Here is a 3017-nt window from a genome sequence, read left to right as displayed (position 1 = left end):
GGGGCGTACGCCCCGGAGCCCTGCCGTTGCGTTAGCCTGGGGAATTTTCAGCCGCCCTTTCCGGGGAGTATCCAGCCGGCACTGACAGATCCACGCGATCGTCGACAACTACGCCACCCACAAGCATCCCAAGGTGCTGGAATGGTTGGCCGATCACCCGCGCTGGGTCTTCCATTTCACGCCCACCTCAGCCTCATGGATCAACGCCGTCGAGGGCTTCTTCTCCATCATTACCCGACGGAGCATACGGCGCGGCGTGTTCAAGTCCGTGGCCGACCTCCAGGACGCCATCGCCCGCTACATCCGCGAGCACAACAGGGCATCCAGCCCCTTCGTCTGGACCAAGCCGGCCGACACCATCCTCGATAAACTCAGCCGTTTGCCTGCACCTTCTGAATGAGTCAGTGCACTAGCGGCGTCATCTCCGGCATGTCCCGGACAGGTACGGGTTACGGGGCCATGTCGACATGAGCACTTTCTGAAAGGCGCATCATCATGATGTGACGAAAGTCAATGTAAAGTCATGTTGCTGTCAATCTGAATAAAAGCTAAATAAATTTCTACTGAAATCCCGAATATGTCACAGCGTATCTTGCTGCCTTCCAGTCAATGCTTTTCCGGATTGGAGGGGGCATGACACAGACGCAGATCGCTATTTTCACAGCCACGATGCAAGACACGGGCGCGGAGCTTTGGGTGACCGACGGCACGCCCTCCGGGACCCGGCTCCTTGCCGACATAAGGCCGGGCCCGCAGGGAAGCGCCCCCGAGGACGCCGTCATCGCCGGCGGCAAGATCTTCTTCACCGCCGACGACGGCCAGCACGGTCGCGAACTCTGGGTCACGGACGGTACCAGCGGCGGAACCCGGATTTTCGACGCCGCCGCGGGTGCCGCATCCGGGGCTCCGGACGACCTGACGGTGGTGGGCGACCGGGTGTTCTTCACCGCCGATGACGGTATTCATGGCCGGGAGCTGTGGGTGAGCGACGGGACCGCGTCCGGCGCCCGCATGGTTGCCGACCTCATGCCCGGAGCCGAGGGATCCTCACCATCGGCACTGACGGCGGCACAGGGCCGGGTATACCTGCACGCGGATGGCGGGGCACACAGCGGGATTTGGAGCTCCAGCGGCACTGCCGCAGATACCCGCCTCTTTCATGAGATGGCGCCGCTCTCCCCATGGTCTCAAGGCATTTCCCTGATCGGCATGACCGACGGGCGGATGGCCTTTCACGAGGGAAAGACGCCCTGGGCGTCCAATCTCACCTTCGTCGACGCCGACGGCAGCACGACGACATTCACGGACATCATTCCCGACGGCGGCGGGGCTGTCCGCTATGCCGCCACGCCGGACGGGATTGTGGCGTCGGTCACCACCGTGATAGACTGGACCGGCAGCATGGAATGGCCGACTGCCGTCCGACATTCGACCTTCTGGGCCACCGACGGCACGGCAGAGGGCACGCGGTATCTCGGCGACATGACGACACAGGGGTGGGACCTCGGCAGTGTCGTCGGACTGCATGACGGCCGCGTGGTGTTCACAAGCCACATGGACGTTTACCGGACCGAACAGGGAAGCGCGTCACGGATCAGCATGCTGGATGAGGCCACAGGCCAGGTGAGCGTCCTCTCGGCACAGGAGCTTGCCACGCCGCTGGGATGGCTCGACCAGGGATCGCCTGGCGAGGAGGGCGACCGCCTGCTCTTTCTGGACGAAAGCTATTGGTCGGGCTCCCAACGCCTTCTGGCGACGGACGGCGCGGGGCTGAAAACCGTTGAACTCCATCAGAACAGCGGGATGTATCAGGACATCGCGATTACCGGGGGGCGGGCGTTCTTCCTGACGGGCCAGAGCGGAGCCGATCCCGCCGGGCTCTGGGTGACCGACGGAACCTCGGAGGGCACGCACCATCTTTGGCAAACGGCGGGGGGAGCGTTTGGCGACAAGTTGCTGGGGGAACTCGATGGCCGCATGCTGGGGTTCGATCACGACTATTTCGCCAACACCGATCGGTTTTTTCTGTCCGACGGAACGGCGGACGGCACCGTCGTGCTCGCCGAGCTTCCTCCTGGCGCGGGGACGGACTATTGGGATCATACGGCCAAGCTGCTCGGGGTTGTCGCGGCGCCGGACGGTATCCGCGAGGGGGCTGACGGCGACGACACGTTGTGGGGCGACGATGGTGCCGACCGGATTCACGGCTTGGGCGGCAACGACCGCATTCTGGCCGGCTCTGGAGATGACCGGTTGAACGGAGGCGCCGGCGCGGACTACATCGATGGAGCGGACGGCGCCGATCGGCTCTATGGCATGTCCGGGCGGGACACTCTCGTGCCGGGAGCGGGCCGCGACATCGTCGATGGCGGTGTCGGCGACGATGTGCTGCTTGCCGAACGGGATGGCGAAAGCGATCAGTTCTTCTTCGCCCCCGGCAGCGGCGTCGACGTGCTGACGGCCTTTGACCCGCATCTGGACATCCTGATCCTGAAGGGGTTTACGCCGCACATCGGCACAGCGGCATGGCGAGCGGAGTACGTGACCGATCTGGGAGTCGGTGTGCAGGTCGATTTCGGCGGCGGCGACAGCATTCTCGTCCTGGACGCGACAGCGCATGACCTCCGCTTCCTGGTCATCGACGCGAGTGTTTGACGGACGCGTGTCAGACTTGGAGCGTAAGCCTGCATCCAACGGCAGAACATGTGGGTTCTGTTGCAGCGTTTTCGAACGGGCGGCCGTGTCCCGGCAGGTGGTGTCTGAGGCGTGAGGCTGGCCCGCCGGAGCGCTCCCCCGTAGCTGGCGCAGGCGGGCCAGCCGTTCGGGAGCGGGCGGTCACCGTGTTCTTCGGCTAAGAGGCGGTTTCCAGAACCCTTGTGTCTTTGAATTTTGCTAGAGAAGAAGCCCTGGGGGGTGGGGCATGCCCCACCCCCCCAGGGTGGAGCGGCACCCGCTAAACCCTTGGCCCTGGCCGGCCGCGGATGAGCTTGGGACCGCTCCGCCGTCTTCCACGCCCG

At 64.3% G+C, this 3017-nt stretch carries 1 protein-coding gene and 1 pseudogene; both read left to right on the top strand.

Annotation, left to right across the window (positions count from 1 at the left end; all coding sequences use genetic code 11):
- Positions 1 to 88: 88 nt before the first annotated feature.
- Positions 89 to 400, top strand: a pseudogene (locus TSH20_RS34030) (transposase); the annotation flags it as partial.
- 233 nt (positions 401 to 633) lie between these two features.
- A complete protein-coding gene (locus tag TSH20_RS34025; RefSeq protein ID WP_109157753.1) occupies positions 634 to 2655 on the top strand; it encodes an ELWxxDGT repeat protein in 2022 nt (673 codons plus the stop codon).
- Positions 2656 to 3017 lie beyond the last annotated feature (362 nt).

The sequence above is a fragment of the Azospirillum sp. TSH20 genome, assembly GCF_003115935.1.
In the GTDB taxonomy this organism is placed as follows: Bacteria; Pseudomonadota; Alphaproteobacteria; order Azospirillales; family Azospirillaceae; genus Azospirillum.
The sequence above is the reverse complement of the archived record's forward strand: the minus strand, read 5'-3'. Positions and strand labels throughout refer to the sequence as shown.